Source organism: Salinimonas lutimaris (genome assembly GCF_005222225.1).
GTDB classification, from domain to species: domain Bacteria; phylum Pseudomonadota; class Gammaproteobacteria; order Enterobacterales; family Alteromonadaceae; genus Alteromonas; species Alteromonas lutimaris.
On sequence record NZ_CP036536.1, the window covers coordinates 3,123,223 to 3,142,985 of the forward strand.

18 protein-coding genes are annotated in these 19,763 nt (G+C 47.7%); 4 read left to right on the forward strand and 14 right to left on the reverse strand.

From position 1 onward, the window contains the following. Window positions 1-2 precede the first annotated feature (2 nt). The 5 genes from fliE to EZV72_RS13770 all read right to left on the reverse strand — a co-directional run bounded on the left by fliE (window position 3) and on the right by EZV72_RS13770 (window position 5,610). On the reverse strand, window positions 3-341 hold the full coding sequence (gene fliE / locus EZV72_RS13750) for a flagellar hook-basal body complex protein FliE (protein WP_137167763.1): 339 nt from the start codon (window positions 339-341) through the stop codon (window positions 3-5). Between the two features lie 231 nt (window positions 342-572). Then, the gene (locus EZV72_RS13755) at window positions 573-1,919 is read right to left on the reverse strand and encodes a sigma-54-dependent transcriptional regulator (RefSeq protein WP_137167764.1); all 1,347 of its coding nucleotides are present in this window, start codon (window positions 1,917-1,919) and stop codon (window positions 573-575) included. After that, window positions 1,916-3,052: a sensor histidine kinase gene (locus EZV72_RS13760; protein ID WP_137167765.1), complete on the reverse strand. Its 1,137-nt coding sequence runs from the start codon at window positions 3,050-3,052 to the stop codon at window positions 1,916-1,918. The genes EZV72_RS13755 and EZV72_RS13760 overlap by 4 nt, the downstream gene beginning before the upstream one ends. 121 nt (window positions 3,053-3,173) lie before the next feature. Beyond that, window positions 3,174-4,658: a sigma-54 dependent transcriptional regulator gene (locus EZV72_RS13765; RefSeq protein ID WP_137167766.1), complete on the reverse strand. Its 1,485-nt coding sequence runs from the start codon at window positions 4,656-4,658 to the stop codon at window positions 3,174-3,176. 154 nt (window positions 4,659-4,812) lie between these two features. Then, a complete protein-coding gene (locus tag EZV72_RS13770) occupies window positions 4,813-5,610 on the reverse strand; it encodes a flagellin N-terminal helical domain-containing protein (protein ID WP_137167767.1) in 798 nt (265 codons plus the stop codon). A 262-nt stretch (window positions 5,611-5,872) separates the two neighbouring features. On the opposite strand from EZV72_RS13770, the gene pseF reads away from it, so the two are divergent. Genes pseF through EZV72_RS13790 form a run of 4 tightly spaced genes read left to right on the forward strand, consistent with a single transcriptional unit; the run spans window position 5,873 to window position 9,147 of the window. Further along, a complete protein-coding gene (gene pseF / locus EZV72_RS13775; RefSeq protein WP_137167768.1) occupies window positions 5,873-6,577 on the forward strand; it encodes a pseudaminic acid cytidylyltransferase in 705 nt (234 codons plus the stop codon). Next, window positions 6,574-7,611 carry a UDP-2,4-diacetamido-2,4,6-trideoxy-beta-L-altropyranose hydrolase gene (pseG, locus tag EZV72_RS13780; RefSeq protein WP_137167769.1) on the forward strand — a complete coding sequence of 346 codons (1,038 nt, stop codon included), beginning with the start codon at window positions 6,574-6,576 and terminating at the stop codon, window positions 7,609-7,611. The genes pseF and pseG overlap by 4 nt, the downstream gene beginning before the upstream one ends. After that, the gene (pseI, locus tag EZV72_RS13785; protein WP_137167770.1) at window positions 7,608-8,657 is read left to right on the forward strand and encodes a pseudaminic acid synthase; all 1,050 of its coding nucleotides are present in this window, start codon (window positions 7,608-7,610) and stop codon (window positions 8,655-8,657) included. The genes pseG and pseI overlap by 4 nt, the downstream gene beginning before the upstream one ends. Window positions 8,658-8,685: 28 nt before the next feature. Further along, window positions 8,686-9,147, forward strand: coding sequence for a GNAT family N-acetyltransferase (locus EZV72_RS13790; protein ID WP_137167771.1), 462 nt, complete (start codon window positions 8,686-8,688; stop codon window positions 9,145-9,147). Window positions 9,148-9,161: 14 nt separating this feature from the next. On the opposite strand, the gene pseC is transcribed toward EZV72_RS13790, so the two are convergent. The 9 genes from pseC to fliS all read right to left on the reverse strand — a co-directional run bounded on the left by pseC (window position 9,162) and on the right by fliS (window position 19,649). Continuing rightward, window positions 9,162-10,340 (reverse strand): UDP-4-amino-4,6-dideoxy-N-acetyl-beta-L-altrosamine transaminase, encoded by a 1,179-nt coding sequence (gene pseC, locus EZV72_RS13795; protein WP_137167772.1) that lies wholly within the window; start codon window positions 10,338-10,340, stop codon window positions 9,162-9,164. After that, a complete protein-coding gene (gene pseB, locus EZV72_RS13800) occupies window positions 10,340-11,338 on the reverse strand; it encodes a UDP-N-acetylglucosamine 4,6-dehydratase (inverting) (protein ID WP_137167773.1) in 999 nt (332 codons plus the stop codon). Before pseB ends, pseC begins: the two co-directional genes overlap by 1 nt. Window positions 11,339-11,574: 236 nt before the next feature. Beyond that, a complete protein-coding gene (locus EZV72_RS13805; protein WP_137167774.1) occupies window positions 11,575-13,686 on the reverse strand; it encodes a motility associated factor glycosyltransferase family protein in 2,112 nt (703 codons plus the stop codon). Window positions 13,687-13,697: 11 nt separating this feature from the next. Further along, complete coding sequence (locus tag EZV72_RS13810; protein ID WP_137167775.1) at window positions 13,698-13,988, reverse strand: hypothetical protein; 291 nt, start codon at window positions 13,986-13,988, stop codon at window positions 13,698-13,700. Between the two features lie 174 nt (window positions 13,989-14,162). Beyond that, on the reverse strand, window positions 14,163-15,581 hold the full coding sequence (gene fliD, locus EZV72_RS13815; protein ID WP_137167776.1) for a flagellar filament capping protein FliD: 1,419 nt from the start codon (window positions 15,579-15,581) through the stop codon (window positions 14,163-14,165). A 26-nt stretch (window positions 15,582-15,607) separates the two neighbouring features. Beyond that, complete coding sequence (locus EZV72_RS13820) at window positions 15,608-16,090, reverse strand: flagellar protein FlaG (RefSeq protein ID WP_137167777.1); 483 nt, start codon at window positions 16,088-16,090, stop codon at window positions 15,608-15,610. An 82-nt stretch (window positions 16,091-16,172) separates the two neighbouring features. After that, entirely contained in the window at window positions 16,173-17,144 is a 972-nt protein-coding gene (locus tag EZV72_RS13825; protein WP_137167778.1) for a flagellin N-terminal helical domain-containing protein, read from the reverse strand. A gap of 599 nt (window positions 17,145-17,743) precedes the next feature. Then, window positions 17,744-18,712, reverse strand: a complete 969-nt coding sequence (locus EZV72_RS13830) for a flagellin N-terminal helical domain-containing protein (RefSeq protein ID WP_137167779.1) — start codon at window positions 18,710-18,712, stop codon at window positions 17,744-17,746. A 523-nt stretch (window positions 18,713-19,235) separates the two neighbouring features. Then, on the reverse strand, window positions 19,236-19,649 hold the full coding sequence (gene fliS, locus EZV72_RS13835) for a flagellar export chaperone FliS (protein ID WP_137167780.1): 414 nt from the start codon (window positions 19,647-19,649) through the stop codon (window positions 19,236-19,238). Between the last annotated feature and the right edge of the window lie 114 nt (window positions 19,650-19,763).

Genomic DNA, 19,763 nt, shown 5'->3' on the forward strand with positions numbered 1-19,763 from the left:
ACCTACACCGGCATGTTCATGATGGTTTTGTACGCCTCAAGCACTTTGTTGCGTACCTGCACTGTTGCTTCAAACGCAATGCCGGATTTTTCTTTGGCCAGCATGACATCCGCCAGGCTTAATGACTTATCCCCCATTTCAAACGCCTGCTGCATATTTTTTGACGTATGCTGCATCTCGTTGACACCTTCGATAGCTCCTTTCAGCATGGCTGAAAATTCGGTGGCCGAAGTCGACGGCACCAGCGCTTCCTGAGCTTGCGGGTTTTCGATAGGCTGAAGACGGGTCTGCCCGATCATGGATTGCATTTCCTGATACAAACTATTGGCTTTAACGTCCATCGTGACTCTCCGGGGAAATAACTGTCAGAAACCTGTCTGACCGAATTACAATTACCAGTAACTCTGCAACTGGCGAGCCAACTTTTATTTGTATTTAATTACAATGAGTTAGAATGGAAAAGCCAAAATAATGACGGCAGTGAGGAAGGCGCAATAGCAAAAAAACAAGCACCCGGTCGCCGTGACAAGCAGCATGGACCGGGTGAACAGAGGCAACTTTTCAGGCAGGGATCAGGCGGGCAGCTCGATACCGTCATCTCGCATACGGGCGAGTTTATAGCGTAATGTACGCGGGCTGATGCCCAGTTTCTCGGCCACTTCCTTACGCTTACCGTTACAGGCTTCCAGCGTATCGAGAATAATCTGGTGTTCCTGCTGTCGTAACTCAGAGCCCAGCTTACTGTTATCGTCCTCTTCGGCCGGCCGACTGGCTGTGTGAACAGGCAGACTGTCTGCCATATCAATCATCAGATCTGATGAATCCACAGTATCGCCGTTACATAAAATCAGTGCACGCTGGATAACATTTTCCAGTTCTCTGACATTGCCCGGCCAGGTATAGTTTTCCAGCTTATTGCGCGCTGCGGCATTAAGCTTCACGACGCCCATCCCCTGAGAGGCGCTGTGCCGATTAAGCAGATGCTCGGCCAGCGGCACAATATCACCGGGCCGTTGTGCCAGCGGCTGCCATACCATAGGAAACACATTCAGCCGGTAATATAAATCTTCGCGGAACTGTCCGGCATCCACAGCCTGTCGTAAGTCCCGGTTGCTGGTTGCAATTACCCGGACATCCAGAGCCACGGTTTTTCGTCCGCCCAGCCGCTCTACTTCTTTTTCCTGAAGAACCCGCAGCAGCTTAGCCTGCAGGGATAAATCCATTTCGGTGATTTCATCCAGTAATAGCGTACCGCCCTGAGCCTGTTCAAACTTACCCGGACAGGCCTGTACCGCACCGGTAAATGCGCCTTTTTCATAACCGAACAACGTCGCCTCGAGCATGTTTTCCGGTATGGCGGCACAGTTAATTGCCACAAACGGCATCTGACTGCGGCCGGACTGATCGTGAATATAGCGCGATAAGACTTCTTTTCCTGAGCCGCTGGGGCCTAGCACCATAACGGTTGCATCAGATCTGGCTACTTTGCGCGCCAGCGCCAGTAACTGCAGGCTGGATGGATCTGCCACAATCGGCGTGCGCGATTCAATTTTACGGGCCGGCGCATAACGCTCCACCAGGTTAAGCAGCACTTCGGGCGCAAAGGGTTTAGACAGATAATCAGTCGCACCGTCTCGCATAGCCTGCACAGCATCGTCGATAGTGGCATAGGCGGTCATCAGTAATACCGGCATTTGCGGGAACCGGGATTTGATATTTTTAAGCAGTACCAGACCACTCATGTTAGCCATCTGAATATCGCTGACCACCAGGTCAATAGTATGCTGACCAAGCTGTATCATAGCGTCTTCAGCGCTTTGAGCTGCCACTACCTTGTAACGGGCAAGCGACAATGTGTCTATCAGTGCTTCGCGAAGGCCGGCATCGTCTTCCACGATAAGAATACTGGTCTGGCTCATAGGGTTTCTCCTGCAATTGACTGAGCAGCGCTATGTGCATTGAGCACCGGTAAACACATCACAAAAGAGGCGCCACCGCCCGGCAGGTTATGCACTGATAAACTGCCCTTGTGTGAGTTTGCCACAGATTTGACCACAGCCAGCCCCAGCCCGGTGCCATGGGTCTTGGTGGTATAAAACGGCTCAAAAATTCGCTTTACCTGCGCCTGTTCAATACCAGGGCCCTGGTCGCTAACCGTGATTTGCAGGTTTTGATGATGAATGGAGGCGCGCAGAATAATCTGACCGCCTGCCGGATTCACCTGACAGGCATTGTGAATAAGATTAAGCAGCGCGCCCTGTAATGCGGTGATATTACCGGTCAGGGAAACAGATTGTTCAAAGCCCTCAAAGACAATAGTCTGCTGGTGCTGATCGCCTATAGATAGCGCGGTAGGCGCCACCGCCAGCTTGATATCGGTAGCCGTTATAGCACCGACCACCTGGTCTTCACCTGATTTGGCAAACAACAGCATATCGTTGACCTGACCTTCCAGCTCCTGCAATCGGTCGGACATTTTACTGGCAAAACGCTGGGTGGCGCTTTTGTCCAGATCAGGTCGGGAAAGGTTTGCCGCATACAGCATCGCTGCGGATAACGGCGTACGAATTTGATGAGCCAGCGATGCCACCATTTTGCCCAGTGACGATAAACGCTGCATGTGGCTGACCCGCGCCTGTAGTTGGCGGGTTTCGGTCAGATCCGTGATTACGATCAACTGACCGGGTTCATTTTGCAAAGGGGTAATCGACAGTTTGACCCGCCGGCCATCAATCAGAGACACTTCATGACCATCATCAGCGCGGGGTTTAAAAGACCGGGTAATAATGCTGCGCCAGATCTCGCCTTCCAGCGGCTCACCAAGCAGCTCCATCGCCTGCCGGTTGGCCTGACGAACGATACCGGAGCCATCCAGCACAATCACGCCATTGGGCATAACCTGAAGCAAGTCTGACAGGCGGTTTGCCTGCTTACGCAACGTGGCTACTTCCTGGGCAGGATCAGCCACCGGATCGCTGCAATAAACCGGGCTATCGTGAAGCAGAAATTCATTGTCGCTATAGGTGCTATACAGTGCGCTATCGTATGCCATGTCGTCCTCGTCAAAAAGCAGACGTCTGTCGTTATGACATACAGAATTGCACGTATTGTGCCAGATTTATTTTTCTTCTATTTCAATGGCTTGGATTGAATTTAAAGGGTAGGTATCAGAGTCAATTATCTGACGAACACTGCTCTTCACGCTGAATATTGTATTTACGCATTTTCTCAACCAGCGTTGTCCGGCGCATTCCCAGCTTATCAGCAGCCCGGGCGACTACCCAGTCCTGTTGCTCCAGGGCCTGAATGATCATATTGATTTCAAGCTCGGATAAATACTCTTTAAGATTAACGCCCTCTTCAAGCATGGGCGCCTGGAATTCATCCACTGTCAACGGCGGAATATCTGCCGGCGCTGGCTCGGCCTGCTGGCGCTCATGCTCTGCCGCCGCCGACTCAGCAAACAGTTCGTTAAAGGCATCACGCTCAAGCAGCTCTTCAGGATAGTCCGGCTGATAAGCCTGTACATCTCCGTACTGATATTTAGGTGGCAGATCCTGAATATCCACAATCTGACCGGGAAACAGAATGCTCAGACGTTCCACCAGGTTAGACAACTCGCGTACATTCCCGGCCCACTCATGCTCCATCAGCGAGGCGATGGCAAGTTCGGTGAACTTAACCCCTTCCACGCCGTCGCCCTGAATTCGGCTGATAAGCTCTTGCAGCAACAGAGGAATATCATCTTTGCGTTCGCGCAGTGCCGGGCTATCGACAGGAAATACGTTAAGCCGGTAGTACAAATCCTCACGGAATTTGTCCGCTTTGATCATGGTTTCAAGATTTCGGTGCGTTGCTGCCACAATACGAACATTACACTTGATAGGCGTATGCCCGCCCACCCGTTCAAAGGTACGCTCCTGTAACACCCGCAGCAGCTTTACCTGCATCTGCAGGGGCATGTCGCCAATCTCATCAAGAAACAAAGTACCGCCTTCAGCCAGCTCAAAACGGCCTTTGCGGGCACTGATCGCGCCGGTAAACGCGCCTTTTTCATGGCCGAATAATTCACTTTCCAGCAGTTCGCCGGGGATAGCCCCACAATTTACCGGAATAAACGGACCGTCTTTACGCTCCGAGAAAAAATGCACATTACGGGCAATCACTTCTTTGCCGGTACCCGACTCGCCCAGAATCAATACCGTGGCATCGGTGGGTGCCACCTGCTCGACCAGACGGCGCACCATCTGAATTTCATTGCTCTGCCCCACCAGCGAACGGAATAATCGGGTTTTAAATCCAGACGGTTTGTCTGAACCGGGACGGCGCCGGCTGTATTCCTGGCAGCGATGGATAGCCTGAGTTAACACCGGATAGGTAATCGGTAAGGTGGTGACAGCCACCAGGTTTTGCTCCGGGGCGACCGTGCCGTCAGAATTCACCACGGCAATAAATGGGATCTGCGGATACTGTCTGATCAATTCCTTGCACTGGGACACGGAAAAATCCACCAGTACTGCATCGACAGGATTATCATTAAGGTAGGCGGTGCTGTCCGCAAAAGAGCGGCTCGAATAGGGTTCACCGATAAAAGAAACGATCGTTTCAAGCTTATGAATAAGATCGCCGTTATCACTAACGAGCAGAATATCCTTCATTAAATCCCCGGATGACGCGTATTTATTATTAAGAGTTTAGCGCATTTGTCTGATTTTAGCGGTTACCGCATAAAGCACAACAAAGAATCGTCAAAATTTGGTCACAAAAAAAGCAGGCAGCCCTGCTTTTCTTCAAAAAAATGACGGCAAGTCATTAACTTAATAAAGACAATACCTGACCTCGCTGCTGATTTGCAATGGCTTGTACGGAGGTAGAGGCTTTTTCGAGCACATCCTGACTGGCTTGCTGCGAGGCAGCCTGCGCATAATCTAGATCCCCAATACGTGAGCGGGATGACGTGGCGCTGATATCTGACTGAGTCAGATTTCGGGTCGTACTGGCCAGCTGATTCTGCACCGCGCCGAGCTCTGCCTGAAAGACACCCACCGACTCCAGCGCACTGTCGGTCTGCGCAATAGCATCGTCAATGCTGCCACTGGTTACGTCAATACTTAACAAGCCAGCGATATCACTGACCACATCATTGGTCTGAATATCGGTGGTCTGTCCGCTATCTGCGCCCACCTGAAACGACAGGCTGCCCTGTTCACTTAATAAAGGCTTTCCGGCAAACTGGGTTTGCTCAGCAGTTTGAGAAATGTTGTCCTGCAACGCAGTGATTTCCTGCTGGATGGCTTCGCGGTCAGTGCTGTTCAGTGCACCATTGCCAGCCTGCAATGTCAGTTCACGAATACGCGACACACCCTCGCCAATTCCCTGCAAGCCACTTTCGGCAACCTGCGCCAGCGATATGCCGTCATACGCATTACTCAGTGCCTGACGATTTCCCTCCACCTGCGAGGTCAGACGATCAATAATCTGCAATGCCGCAGCATTATCTTCAGCACTGTTAACCTGCTTACCACTGGCCAGCTTCTCACTCAGATCCGTTTTCTTATCCTGAATCTGACCAAGCCCTGACGGGGTGACCTGAGAACCGTTGATTTCCATCGCTTCGCCTCCGAATATCTTATACAGCTTAGCAAAACACTGGCGGTTTGGTTAGTAAGTCGCCTGCCCATAGCGTATCAGAGTCAATACCTGTTACGCTTATTTCATACGCAAGATACTGACAACAGAGACTGTCGCTGTACTGACTTGGCTTCACTTTTTTTGACCAACGCCGATATAGGATAGACGACAACAACGTACCGGACGATATCATCCTGATATACTGCCGGATTATCAATTTTTGCAATGTAGCCGGCAATTTATGAATATAGCCATTATCCCTGCCCGCGGCGGAAGCAAACGCATCCCCCGTAAAAATATAAAGTCTTTTTGCGGTATTCCGATGATCGCGCATTCTATTCGCTGTGCGCAAAAAAGTAATGTGATTGATAAAGTCGTCGTGTCTACTGATGATGAAGACATTGCACAAATTGCGTTACAGGAAGGCGCCTGCGTACCTTTCCTGAGGCCAGCCCACCTGGCGGATGACTTTACCGGCACAGCCGAGGTAATGTGTCACGCAGTAGAAACATTAATTGCCCAAAAGTGGCAACTTGACTACTGCGCCTGTATTTATGCTACAGCACCGTTTCTGACGCCATCTGTGATCGATGACAGCCTGTGTTTACTTCAGGCAGATTCCGGCATCACCAATGTATTTACTGCCACCCGGTTTGCTTTTCCCATCCAGCGGGCGCTACTTAAAGCCAGTGACGGGGGCGTTGTGCCATTTGACGCCAGTAGCATCGAAAAACGCTCACAGGATCTGGCTCCGGCTTTCCATGATGCAGGACAGTTGTACTGGTCACACGAAAGTCTGTGGCGCACTGCTGAGGCGCCTATTTTCAGCCCCACGTCACGCTTGTTTGAATTACCGGATTATCTGGTGTGCGATATCGACACCACTGAAGACTGGGAACGAGCTGAGGTCATGCACGATGTGCTGCAAAAGCAGGGGAAAATATGAATATTGCCATTCGGGCTGATGCTTCTACCACAATAGGTACAGGGCATATTATGCGATGCCTGACGCTGGCCAGCCACCTGCCACAAAGTGCCCGAATAACATTTTTGTGTAAGCGTATGCCCGGTCATCTTGGCGAGAAAATTCTGCAGCAGGGATTCAGGCTGATACTGGCAGATATACCTGATGGAATCAGTCAGGAGCACGAAGCTCAGCTATGGTGTGAGCTGCTGACCGAGTCAGAACTATCACTGCTTATTGTTGATCACTATGCTCTTGGCGCGGCATTTTGTGGGGTGATGCGCCGGTTGAGTCAGCATATTATGGTTATCGATGATTTGGCTAATCGTCTGCATGATTGCGATATTCTGCTCGATCAGAACTACTATTCAGCCCCCGAGCATCGTTACAAAGCCTTGGTTCCTGCACACTGCAAAAACTTGCTAGGGCCAAAGTTTGCTCTACTGCGGGATGAATTTAATCAGCAACTGACCACCAGATTGCCGAATCACCTGCTAATCAGCTTTGGCGGTAGCGATGAGCAGAATTTAACAGCGCAGTGCGCTGCACTGCTGCCGTCGCTGTCAAATTACAATGTCACTGCTGATGTTGTCATCGGAGCAAGCTATCCGTTTAGCAGGGAACTACAGCTGCAGATTGCTCATTATAAAGGGGTTACTTTGCATGAAAACTGTCACTACATGTCTGAACTGATGCAAAAAGCATCGCTGATGATAGGCAGTGGTGGCTCAACACATTGGGAGCGCTGCCGTGTTGGCCTGCCCGGCCTCATTATTACCACGGCAGACAATCAGACAGAAATAACCAAAGAGCTGGCAAATGCCGGCGCCTGTGAGTGGCTGGGCGCCTATGAACAATTCAGCCCTGATTTACTCATCCAGAAAATGCTGTTTTATTTTCAACACCCAGATGCACTTTTCGCATTGTCCCGGCAGGCACGAAACATCGTGCCGCCTGACAGCGGTGTAAATAAAGTGATTGAACACATAAACCATCTACATGGGGAAAAACTATGACCTCCATTACCATTGGCAACCGTGAAGTTGGCCCCGGCCATCCCCCTTTTATCATTGCAGAAATGTCGGGAAACCATAACCAGTCACTGGAAAAAGCCAGAGAACTGATTAAAGTGGCCGCAGCAGCCGGTGCTCATGCGGTGAAGTTACAAACCTACACCCCGGATACTATTACTCTTGATGTCCATCATGGTGAGTTTTTTATCAGCGACCCGAACAGTCTGTGGGAAGGCTCTTCACTGTACGACCTTTACCAACAGGCTATGACGCCCTGGGAATGGCACAAAGAACTGTTTGATTATGCCAGCGAGCTCGGCCTGCTGGCATTCAGTTCGCCGTTTGATTTGAGCGCCGTCGCGTTTTTGGAAGAGTTGCAGGTACCCTGCTATAAAATTGCGTCGTTTGAAAATACTGATCATGCTCTGCTCGCGGCAGTCGCAAAAACCGGTAAACCTGTCATTGTTTCTACTGGTATGGCGAGCCAGGCTGAGCTTGCCGAATCTGTTGAGGTATTAAAGCAAAACGGATGTACTCAACTTATTTTACTGAAGTGCACCAGTAATTACCCTGCCCGCCCGGTGGATGCCAACCTGCGTACAATTCCTCATTTAGCGGAACTGTTCGACTGCCAGGTAGGGTTATCAGATCACACCATGGGGGTGGGTGTAGCCGTGGCTGCTGTGGCCCTTGGCGCGTCAGTGGTCGAAAAACACTTTGTGCTGGACCGCAGTGAAGGCGGAGTCGATGCCGACTTTTCCTTAGAGCCTGATGAGCTCAGGCTACTGGTGGATGAGACCGATCGAGCCGCCGCCGCATTAGGCAAAATATCCTATGGCGCAACAGCCAAAGAACAATCTTCGCTGGTTTTCCGACGCTCTCTTTATATCGCTGAAGATATGAAAAAAGGCGAGATACTGACTGCACAAAATCTTCGCTCTGTCAGACCGGGATTAGGATTACCACCCAAATATTTGCCATTATTGCTGGGCAAGCCCATTAATCAGGATGCAGCAAAAGGAACGCCGATGAGCTGGGCCTTAATTTAATCTACGTGATTTTACGGAACGATTTACCATGACAACTCCTGACGTTTTAATCCGCTCGGCAAGCCTCGCTGATTCTGCTGACCTGCTCGTATGGCGTAATGATGCCACCACCCGGGCCATGTCATTTGACAGCAAAATAGTCAAAGAAAAAGAACACCATAAGTGGTTATCCTGCGTGCTTGAAAATTCACAAAAACACCTGTTGATTGGTGAGTATGCCGGCGAGAAAGTGGGCATGTGCCGGTTTGATATCGAATCAGACCGCTTAACCGCTGAGATCTCTATCAATGTTAATCCGGCGCTGCGAGGTCGCGGGCTCGCCTCTCCCCTGTTAAAAAAATCTATTGCTTACTTTTTGGTACACCATTCCATCACACTAGTAGCCCGGACAAAGGTAACTAATGTAGCAAGCCAAATAATCTTTGAAAAAGCCGGTTTTAAAAAGCAAAAAACAGCCGGGGATATTATCCACTGGCTGTTTTGTGCGTGATATTTAGTATCTGACTAACGTCGCAGTTCATCAAAAAACTGGTAAATAACATCAACAACCGCCTGTTGATCATCCCTGGTCATGGAAGGATAAAGAGGCAGGCTTAACGCGCCGTCATAATAGCTTTCCGCTGCCGGGAACTGCCCTTTTCTGAAGCCCAGCTTTTGATAGTAAGGCTGAAAATGTACCGGAATATAATGCACATTAACGCCGATATTATTGTTACGCAGCTTCTCAAATAAACGCTTCCTCACTTCGCTGCCCTGAGGCACACGCACAATAAATAAGTGAAAAGCGGAATAATAGTCATCGGCACAGTCAGGCAAAAGCAGTGACAGATTGCCCAGCAATTCACGATAGTCTTTTACAAGGCTATGGCGACGCTCAACAAATTCATCCAGTCGCTGCATCTGAGAGAGTCCCAGGGCAGCCTGCATTTCTGTCATTCGATAATTAAAGCCCAGGGCCTGCTGTTCATAAAACCAGTCACCATCTAAGGATTGCTTTACCAGCATATCATCCTGATCCCTGGTGATACCGTGACTGCGTAACTGTGACAACACCTTTGCCAGTTCAGCATTATTGGTGGTTAATGCGCCGCCTTCAGCGGTAGTCACAATTTTAACCGGATGAAAGCTGAATACGCAGATATCACTATAGGTACACTGACCAATCGGTTCATTGAGGTACCGGCCACCGATGGCATGAGAGGCATCTTCAATAATTCTGAAACCATACTCCAGACTCAAAGCATGAATCTGCTTCATCGCACAGGACTGACCGGCCATATGAACCGCAATAAGCACTTTGGGCAGTGGTAAATCTTCAGCAGCATGCTTTTTCAGTTTATCGCGAAGTTTGACAGGACAAAGATTAAAGGTATCCGGATCGATATCCACAAAATCGACATCAGCGCCACAGTATCTGGCACAGTTGGCGCTGGCGACAAATGTAATCGGGGAGGTCCAGACAGTGTCACCACTGGCTACGCCAAGTGCCATACACGCCAGATGCAGTGCTGATGTGGCACTGTTTACGGCAATACAAAACTGACTTCGGGTATAGTCTGCTATCGCCTGCTCAAATGCAGGTACGGCTGGCCCCTGCGTGATGAAATCTGATTTGAGCACATCAACCACCGCATCAATGTCGGTCTGGTTGATATCCTGCCTGCCGTACGGAATAAATGTCATTAACTGGAGGCTTCTTCAAGGCAGGCCAGCAGGTCCTGCGGACCAATCCATTCAGTGTTATTACCTGAGTTATACTCAAATCCTTCTGCCACCGCAGTGCCTGATTCATTAAGTTTATTCTTTGAAAAATCCTGTTTATCGGCAAACTGGATCGTCGGGCAGATAACAAAATGATCATGAAACTCAAGCGTCAGATGAGAATCATCTGCCGGGCACATAGTCTCATGTAATTTTTCGCCTGGTCGGATACCGATTATTTCCTGATCCAGATCCGGACCCAATGCTGTTGCCACATCCACCATTTTCATTGAAGGTATTTTGGGCACATAAATTTCTCCGCCATGCATGCGCTCAAAACTTTTACACACAAATTCCACCCCTTCTTTAAGAGTAATCATGAACCGTGTCATGTCTGGGTGGGTAATAGGCAAAGTAGTCGCGCCGTCTTGTATCAGCTTTTGGAAAAACGGAATCACAGAGCCTCTGGAGCACATAACATTACCGTAACGCACCACACTGAATCGGGTATCACGTTTTCCAACGGTGTTATTGGCTGCAACAAATAATTTATCCGATACCAGTTTGGTGGCACCGTAGAGATTAGCCGGGTTTGCCGCTTTATCTGTGGATAACGCTACGACCTTTTTAACTCCATTACTCAGGGCACAGCTAATCACATTCTGCGCCCCCATAATGTTGGTTTTAATACATTCCATTGGATTGTATTCGGCAGCCGGCACTTGTTTCAGGGCGGCTGCATGTACGACAAAGTCTACGTCGCTCATGGCTTCTTTAAGCCGCACTTCGTCACGTACATCACCAATAAAAAAACGCATACAGGGCTGTGGAAAATCCTGTTGCATTTCGTACTGCTTTAGCTCATCCCGTGAATAAACAATGATTTTCTTTGGCGAAAAGTTATCCAGGATATGTTGAGTAAACTTGCGCCCAAAGGAGCCGGTCCCGCCTGTAATTAAAATTGTTTTATTGTTAAACATAAATGGCTGGCCTCGCTTTGCTAAATAAAAACGACACTTTATCTTATTCCATGATATCAGCAAGTTATCTTAGATTTCCTGCCATGGTGTCGTTAAAGTGCGCGATATAACGTTGTCACTACCGTGTTGTAACAGTACACAGTTAAAATTAGCGCTTATTTTGCTAAATTGCTAACTTATAAAGGTAAATGCTCTTTCGACAAAAAACTGGCGCTGCAACAGCCACCCATCACCCTTTATTTATCAGTCAAACTTTTCAGGTAAAGTATTTCTTCTAAAGAGTATTCGCAACGTTTATTCCAGGCATGTTTATAATCCGCCCTCATGGCTTTGATACAATCGATCCATACCGCCATAGCTTCAGCAAACCAGCCTAAGGATTTCTTCTCGTCGGCATACATGTAAAGCAAGCTGATAAGCGGCCCGTGAAAATACAGTAGCGTGCCTTTAATAACATGGAACAAATGCCCGAATTTGCGGCCGCGATAAGCAAACACCACACGGGCCTGGGCACGTAACAAATCGGAAGCTTCCTGTCGTGTAGAATAAGGCCGGTGCGCAATTTCCAGCAGGTAATCGCACAACGACTCGAGCTCTTCAATCCCCACGGCCTGTTCAGGATCATTGATAACCAGTTCACTAAAGAACCGTGTTTTGATATCTTCTACCACTTGCTCTTTGTGCTGTTTAAGTGGCACACACAGAATATCGTCGACGGTCAATGGCTCAGTCCCGGCCACTTTTGCCCCACTGCCTACGTTGTAAAACTGAATATGTGGATAGGCCTTAACTAACGTCTCCATTTGCTGTTTGGCCTGCAGCATCAAGGTAGTGGCTTTTACCTGACCAGACAAATTCCCTTCCAGAATATGCGGTGCATCTGGATTCGCCATATAACGGTTTTTGTAGCCAGGATCCAAATAGATGCTATGCTCCGAATGACTTTGTCCGCTCATTGGATAGCCATTGTCCACACCAAACATATAGATTTCACCAAATCCCATCATGGTGGCGAAGGACAGGGCGGTATTGGCGACCAATGGACTGGCACAAAACATCGAACCAACCAGAGTCTGATGAACCTTTAAATATTCAAACTGAGCTAAAACACTACTTGCTTCCGGTCCTTTTAAACCTAAACCGGCCCATTGATATAAAGGCGAGACTTCCGGATACATCACATCGACAGCCAGCAGATTCAGCTTTTTCAGCTCGTTGATGTCGGTAGTTTCTACCAGCACGTCGTAAGTATTTTTTGGCCTTTCAACAAGTACATGAAAATCTGGCGTGATACCGAGTTTTAGTAATGTGGAAAGTGCTGTACCCGCTGCAAAAATCACGACATCTTCGCGGTTTTCGCGTAGCACATCGATGGCTTCATCAACAGACGGCCCGTTAGCCACAACATATGCTGTCAGTGATTTGAGTGATTGACTTTTTTTAGGCGGAGGTACAAAAACCGGACAGTGGTGCGTGTTGAAGTTTTCAATAGTATGCGCGATACCGGTAACCGCATCGTTGTAAAATCCGTAACCTAATTGAATTTGGAAGAAGTGGTCAAAGAACGTTCTGATTAACGCATTAACCTTGTCGCCCGGTGTATGCTGGTAACAAAAACTGCTGATCAGGGAAAAGGCACCAATATCGTTATAGATATTCTGAATTTCCTGAAAGAAATTTTCGTATGTCACGCCAATGTGTAAAAAAACACAGCCACTTTGTACATCGGCACTAGTGAAAATCGCCTCCCAGTCAGTGCAGTATAGACTGGCATAAAATGTTTCAAAGTCGGGTTCACACACAAACAGATAATCAAAAGTGTGCGCTTTCAATAACTCAGACAGCGCATAACCTAAGCCCACACCAAACATAATACAGGTTGGATAATGCGCTGGCAGAGAGTCAAGCAGGGGCTCATCTTCGGCTACTGTTTCTTTAAATTTTTCTGCCAATTTTGCCATGTATTGCATATGCAGACGTTTATCCGCTTTGGTGCCCGCATCTGCGCCTCTGTAAAGCGCCGAACGACCAAACTGTGCTTTTTGTGTGTTTTTTTCAACCTGTTGCCGGGACTGCTCGACGGGGTTATTCCCATAAAGCGGTACTGGTGCCCCCTCCGGCTGATAATTGCCATCTCCAGAGGGTGATACAAATACTGTGAAGTCTTTTCGTGGAACAAATGTTGTAATTTGTTTATGCAGAGCAGGATAGTAAGATTTAAACGCTTCAAGATTGTTGTCAAAACGCTGTTTGGCAACTTTATCAAATTCAGCCTGGCGCTCTTGATATTGCAAAGTTTCTGATAACTTTTTCTCCAGTTCCAGTAGAGAAGATTGAAGCTTATCCATAGAAGCCTGCCTTAATACTGTTTTTTATTTTTTAGCGCACCAGCGCGATTAAACGGAGCGATTGTTTCAATCAGTTGCTGACTTCGCTGTTTCAGATCATCGTCTTCGTCATTCAGCCATTTAGCTAACCGGTGAAGGTATTGCTTTTGTTCGTCTCGTAAAGCATCGAGTTCCTGATAGGTAAACTGACGAATAAGCACATCCAACTGTTCCATCGTTTTGTTAGCGTTACCATAATTTTCCGCATCGATCTGCTCAGCCAGCAGAACCACTTTTTCTTGCACTTTATCAAACGTATCCATGATCGGCCTGCTTGCAGTAACATAAATGAATGCTTTGCTTTTTATGCATTGATTGCGTATGTGCAGAGTCGCTTTCGCTCCCCTACTAAAATATCTGTCTCATTGTAGCGGGACTGACATCAAAAGTTAATGTAAAGAATAACTTAGCTTTTATTATGCTGGCTGCAGACGATTTTATTCACGGGTAAAGCCTGGTAATGAGTCTAGCTGGCTCATCAGATAACTCCCTGAGCTTTGCATTGTGGCTATTAACGTATCTAACGAGGAATACTTTTTACGCAAACTGGCTTCCAGTTGCTGCATGCGATACTCATGGTCAATCACATCATCTTCCAGCGCATCTTTCTGCTTATTGATGAAGTCCTGACGCTGCTTTAAAATGCCACTTGAATCAACATAAGTTTCAAGAATACTGCCGAAAGTCTCCGCCAGCCCGCCCTCGTTGGTAAATAATTTACCTACATCAGCAAACCCACTATCCAGCGCCTCGTTTACACTACGAACAACACTCTCTTTATCCAGTTTGCCATTTTCATTCAGTGATAAACCAATATCAAAAATTGTCTCGAAGTTGCCCGCACCACTGATTTTGGTTGTCAGCGCATTGGTAAGCTGATCCTTAATTGCACGCACTGTCGCATCACCAAACAGCGGCGCTGTCACCGATGCCGACTGCTGATTAATCATGTCGATGGTGTTGTTGAACGCCGAAATAAAGCTGTCAATTTTTTCAGTTACGCCTTCCCGGTCAAACGCTACACTGGCATTAGCAATTTCACTGTCTTCACTAATACGGTTAGCGGTAATGGTCAGTCCCTGTACTGCATCATTAAATACATTGCTGGTATTGGTGATCTGAATACCATCCACTTCGATAATCGCATCCTGAGCCACATCTTCTGGAGCAATTGCCAGCCCACCGGCACCGCCACTGTTGGCAACCGTCGACAATCGGTCCAGCTCAGCATTGTTATTGGAAATAACCAGGTCATTGCCCGCGCCGGCTTCTGACGATTCCAATACCAGCAGGCTTTGCGAGCCGGTATTGATAATATTCGCCGACACCCCGAACTCACCGCTGGCGCTATTAATGGCCTGACGAATATCTTCGAGTGTCGCATTGGCTTCAATATCGATATCAAAGGATTTGCTACCGGCGGAGAATGTCAGTGTACTGGCACTGGTGGTAATTACTTCATCAGCAGAGGTAAAAGTATTGGCAGGGTTTGAAGTGTCAGTTTGCGCCCGGCTCCCCTGAGCCAGTTGCATCACGCTGATATCAAAAGAGCCGGTTGTGGCTGTTTCATCCGCTTTGACCGTAACCAGATCGCCCAGGGAGGCTGCGCTGTCTGGCTGTCTCATAGTAACAGCACGCTGATTAAACTTTTCAGGATCGGAAAGCTCTTCGAACACATCCTGAAGTTTACTCATCACCGATTTGATACCACCGATACCGGTCAGCTCCACCGAAAGCTCGGATTCACGAGAAGCAAATTTTTGCAGCTTGGGCTGGTTGGTCGCCTGAAGGGTCGCAGAAATGATGGATTCCAAATCAATTCCGGAGCCTACTCCAGCATTGGTGATTGTTGCCATATGACCTCCTCAGGTGCTGCTGTTGTTTATAACCGTTCGTTGATTAAAATTCCCGACGAACGTTTACCTTGCTGTGAATTTGTATCGCCATTCAGGTTATCGGCAATATCGCTTAACGCTTGAGCAATTTCCCGAAGCTCTTTGGGTGGTATCTCGCGAATCACATCACCGCTTTCTTTATCCACGACTTTGACCACCGGAGGGTCATTCGCATCATCAAACTCAAATACCAGACTGGTCGATTTCAACGGAAACTGCTCATTAATTTGTTTAAGCTTTTCCAAAATCACTTCGTTGTCTGGCTCTGCTGATTCCTGAACCTGCTCAACAATACCTGCTGGCTTTTCTTTTTCATCGGGTAGGACATTGCCTGATTTTGATTCTTTCACCTCAGTCAAAACAATGTCATTGTTTTCAGCTGGGCGCTTTTCATCAATCTTCGCTTTTAATCCATTGTCACCGGATACTGAAGCAAAGCTTTTGAACTCTGTTGCATTTTCTACCGACATGTTCGCCTCCTACTCTCAACGCAAAAAGAGTAGACCTTCTTAAAAAGAAGCGTCTACCCTTGCTGGCAAAGAATGACGTAAATTAACCTAGCAAACTTAGTGCCGCTTGTGGACGCTGGTTCGCCTGTGCCAGGATAGACTGTGACGCCTGCTGCAGAATCTGGTTTTGCGTCAGCTTGGCGGTTTCAGCAGCAAAGTCCGCATCTTTGATGCGCGATTTTGCAGCCGATAGGTTTTCTGCCACATTTGACTGGTTGTTGATGGCGGACTGGAACCGGTTTTGTACCGCACCCAGCTCTGCCCGTTTTTTATCAACCACCGCAATCAGGCTGTCCATGCCGGCCAGTACAGCCTGCGCATTACCCTGATTTGATACACTGATACCGCTGGCAGTGAACTCTGCAGCAAAAGAATACGCCGTCGCGGCTTCTGTACCGCCGGCCTCACTCACGCCAACCAGGTTTGCTGACAAGGACTTACCCGTTACCGTACTAGCCACACCTGCAACACCCGACAACGTGAAGCCACCATTGCCACTTAGGGAGTTACCCGCCGCGGTACCGCCAACTTTCTGCATACTGAAACCGATAGTTTGTGCCGCATCAGCACCTACCTGAAACTTCGCATCATAAGTACCATCCAGTAGGTTCTGGCCACCAAAGGTAGTATCCTCAGCAATCCGGTTCACTTCGGTCATCAGTGACCGAATTTCTTCCTGAATCGCCAGACGATCCTCATCAGTGTTCGAACCATTCGCCGCCTGAGACGCCAACGTTCTGACACGCTGGAATGAGTTAGTGATCTCATCCATTGCACCTTCAGCGGTTTGCGCCAGAGAAATGCCGTCATTGGCATTTCGAATACCCTGGTTCAGACCATTAATCTGACCATCAAGACGGTTTGAGATTTGTAGACCCGCTGCATCGTCAGATGCACTGTTGATTCGAAATCCTGAAGATAGGCGCTCAAAGGCCTGGTCTAAACGGTTTCCTGAGGTCATAAGCTGACGCTGAGCGTTCAGTGAACTTACATTTGTATTAACAGTTAAAGCCATTGTAGCCTCCACTTCCTATTTTGGTATCCGAAACAGTGACCTACCCCTAAGTAACTGATTCCGGGTTTTGACGAGTGACCTACGAATGTACATCCTCTAAAAAGGTTATCGGCGTTGGTCTTTAGTCCTTTAGTTTTTTTGTTGTTTGCCACGAAAATTTATGCAATAGGCTGATAAATCAATCAGTAAAATACAGTGACTTTTGGAAGAGAACCGCTATTTTCAAACGGCTTAAACAGTATAGTCCAGCCTGTACAAAACGTGATATGACGTATAACCAGGTAACATCCTGGCCATCAACTGCGGCAATTGTTGCCTCTTTAGCTGAAAACTTTTGCCGCATACCTGCCAGAGCCGTTATCCGTCCCATTGTGTACATAAAAAAAAAGCGGAAGACCTGTGTCTTCCGCTGTTCTTAAGAGAGAGCCTGTGCCGATACCAGATATTGGCACAGGTATTGCTTTGCTTTTAACGTGTCAAAAGTTTGTTCATCGGATTTTTGTCGCTATGGTTTTAGCCTCCACTTACAGCTTGCCATATACTTAGCACCCTTATTACTACCCCTAGCATGATAAGGGTGCTACCACTTCTTTCTAATCTTATCCCTGCAGTAAGCTCAGTGCCGCTTGTGGACGCTGGTTTGCCTGCGCCAGAATAGTTTGTGATGCCTGTTGCAGAATCTGGTTTTGTGTCAGTTTTGCAGTTTCTGCCGCAAAGTCCGCGTCTTTAATTCGGGATTTTGCTGCTGACAGATTTTCTGACACGTTCGCCTGATTATTTATCGATGACTGGAAACGATTTTGTACCGCACCCAGTTCTGAGCGTTTTTTATCTACCACTGCAATTAGTGCGTCCATACCAGCAAGCACCGCCTGTGCATTACCCTGGCTTGATACGCTAATACCGCTGGCAGTAAATTCCGCAGCAAATGAATAGGCCGTTGCCGCTTCCGTACCACCGGCTTCACTGACACCCACCAGGTTGGCTGACAGAGCTTTCCCCGTGACCGCACTGGCAATACCTGCGACACCGGATAGTGTAAAGCCACCATTGGTACTCATTGAATTATCCGTGCTGCCTACATTTTTCATGCTGAAACCGATATTCTGCACAGCATCCGCGCCCACCTGAAATTGTGCATCATATGTACCGTCCAGCAAGTTTTGCCCACCAAAAGTGGTGTCTGCAGCAATACGGTTCACTTCAGCCATTAATGAGCGCACTTCTTCCTGAATCGCCAGGCGATCTTCGTCGGTATTAGAGCCATTGGCCGCCTGCGAAGATAATGTTCTGACTCGCTGAAAGGCACTGGTGATTTCATCCATCGCCCCTTCAGCGGTCTGGGCCAGAGAAATACCGTCGTTAGCATTACGGATACCCTGGTCCAAACCTAAAACTTGTGACTGCAGACGGTTGCTGATTTGCAGACCTGCCGCATCGTCTTTTGCACTGTTAATTCTAAAACCTGAAGACAAACGTTCGAAAGCTTGATCAAGGCGGTTGCCTGAACTCATCATTTGTCTTTGCGCATTCAGTGAACTTACATTTGTGTTGACAGTTAAAGCCATTTTCAATCTCCTCAATCTTACTTTTGAAAGCACCTTTGCATTCAAGGTAAGTCTGGTAATGTGGTTGTTTCCGAACCGGTCTCTCATCCGGTTAATTAAATTAACGGCACCAAAAAAAATTACTTAAGACTTTTTTTTGTTTTTTTTAAAATAATAAATAAAAAGCAATTTAAGCATTAAAAAACAACAACTTAAAATGAATTACAACTTGTCAGAACTCGGCAAAAACGATATCAGAAAGCTGTTCAACCAGTATTGGAGCATAAGGAACATCAACAATACAAAGCGGTCACTTCTTTTCTTAATGCAAATTCGAAAACAGTGTTTTTCAAAGGCAATCACATGCCAGAAAAATGAAGTGATTAGAGAATAAAGAAAATCAGAATGTAAAAGTGAGTAGCGGATTAAATTAAAAATAATGGGAGGGATATACAGACAATATTAAAAGCGGGAAACTAAAAAACGTTGGTTAAGCACATGAGGTACTGCGCTGATATTACAGCACCCCACCAGTTCAGGAAGACTACCCTGCCCGTTGTGCGTACGCGCGTTCTTTTTCGCTCTCAGGTACCTGTAACCAGGCCGTGCGAATAGGTTCAAGCAGGCTGTATACTTCATCGAGCGGCTCAATGGCATGGTTCATGTGTGCCACGTTAATTCGTTCAAGCATGTAGTCATACAGGCCATACAGATTAGAAGCAATCTCACCGCCCGCGTCCAGATCCAGCGTATCGCGCAGGTACAATAAAATGGCAGAGACTTTAGAAATGAATTCGGCTTTTGATTCAAAGTCTTTGCGTTCAATCGCGCCTTTGGCATAAGCAACACGATCTAACGCACCTTGCATCAACAGCAATGTAAGACGGTGCGGATCGGCAGTTGAGACTTCCTGCTTCACACTCCCTTTTTTATATGCATTGATACCTTTTAAAGACATGAGAACTCCAGTTTAATTCCTAAGCAGGCAACGGCCTCTTTGATTAGTGTTAGTCGTTTATTTTGCAGACCGACTAACGCCTTATATTGCCTTATCGGCATGACTCATATTTCC